This window comes from Rhizobacter sp. P2_H2, from assembly GCF_056403375.1.
Map to the genome: position 1 here is coordinate 1 of NZ_JBFUFP010001314.1, position 1,319 is coordinate 1,319.

The window sequence follows — 1,319 nt, forward strand, 5'->3', positions numbered from 1 at the left end:
GAGGTAGCGAGTCCAGCCCATCATGTCGCGTGCCGCATCGGGTGGCACGCCATCGCGCCAGGCCGCGAATGCGCGGTGCGCCTTCAAGCCCCGGTGTCGGGACAGGAGCAAGGGCAACACGAAATGACGCGCGTACTGGCCGAGGGCCCACCAGTTCCTCTCACGCAAGGGCGTGAAGGACAACAGGTCGCAGAACACCGGCTGCGTGCCCGAATACAGAACGTTCCACGCCGAGGCATCCTTCAGATCGAAGCCCGCGTCGACCGCTTCCTTCTGAAGCTGCAAGGTGAGCTGCGCGGCGCCGTGAAGTTGCGCGTCACACCATTCATGAGGGTGGGAAACGAAGGGCAGCCTCGGCGAGACGACCGTATCGGGCTGCGTCACCTGGTAGGCCACGAGCCGTCCATCGTCACACCATCGGCGCGCCAACGGCGAGTGCAGGAAATGGCCCGCGTCGAGCGGCCTGTTCACGGTCCGGACGAGTTGTGCTGCCTCGAAGCGGATCGCCCCTTCCGGATCCCTCATCGCTTCGTCTTGGCCAGGCGGGCCAGATAGGCCCACAGCCTCCTGAACCCTTGGATCGGATGGCGGATGAAAAGCAGGCCGGCACCGACCAGCGCGATCAGGCCTTGCCAGAGCACCAGCCCGGTACCGGGGTCGACATAGGCCCACGCCGGGGCCGGCGCCAGCAAGGCCAAGGCTGCGAGCACGGGAAGTAAAGGCATGGAGACCTCGTGTGGCGCAGCCCGACTGGATCCGCGTGAAGTTGGCCCCGAACGGGCAGGCATGATTTGCGACTCAGCTTTTGATTGTGGCACGGCTGTGACACCCGGCTGCGCCGCCACCCAGGCAGCACCGGGCGTCGCGCCCCTTGCGGGTATGATGGCGGCCCGTTCAACACTTGAACAAGCTGTTCATGCCGCAGGAAGATTTCGACCTCGAACTCTTGCGCCAGCTCAACGCCGAGCCTGCCGCCAGCCAGCGCAGCCTGGCGGCTCGGCTGGGTGTCAGCCTGGGCAAGTTGAACTACTGCCTTCGCGCGCTGGTCGACCGGGGCTGGGTGAAGGCCAACAATTTCCGGCGCAATGATCACAAACTTGCCTACGCCTACTACCTGACCCCTCGCGGCATGGCGGCCAAGCTGCAGCTCACGGCCGCCTTCCTGCGCCGCAAGGAGCAGGAGTTCGAGGCGCTGCACGCGGAACTGCAGGCCTTGCGGCGTGAGCTCGCCACACCCGCTCCCGCGGCAGAGAACCCAGAGCAACCTCCCAAATGAACTTGAATACCAAGATCCTTGTCGCTGGTGCCTCGGGCATGGT

3 protein-coding genes are annotated in these 1,319 nt (G+C 65.3%); 1 reads left to right on the forward strand and 2 read right to left on the reverse strand.

The genetic code is table 11. From position 1 onward, the window contains the following. Both AC1D15_RS32660 and AC1D15_RS32665 read right to left on the reverse strand, forming a co-directional pair. Positions 1–525, reverse strand: a 525-nt coding sequence (locus tag AC1D15_RS32660) for a hypothetical protein (protein ID WP_477829331.1), incomplete at its 3' end; no start/stop codon positions are given. After that, positions 522–710 carry a hypothetical protein gene (locus AC1D15_RS32665; RefSeq protein ID WP_477829332.1) on the reverse strand — a complete coding sequence of 63 codons (189 nt, stop codon included), beginning with the start codon at positions 708–710 and terminating at the stop codon, positions 522–524. The genes AC1D15_RS32660 and AC1D15_RS32665, both read right to left, overlap by 4 nt. Before the next feature lie 191 nt (positions 711–901). Here AC1D15_RS32665 and AC1D15_RS32670 point away from each other — a divergent pair, with 191 nt between their 5' ends. Then, entirely contained in the window at positions 902–1,276 is a 375-nt protein-coding gene (locus AC1D15_RS32670) for a MarR family EPS-associated transcriptional regulator (protein WP_477829333.1), read from the forward strand. The last annotated feature ends 43 nt before the right edge of the window (positions 1,277–1,319 follow it).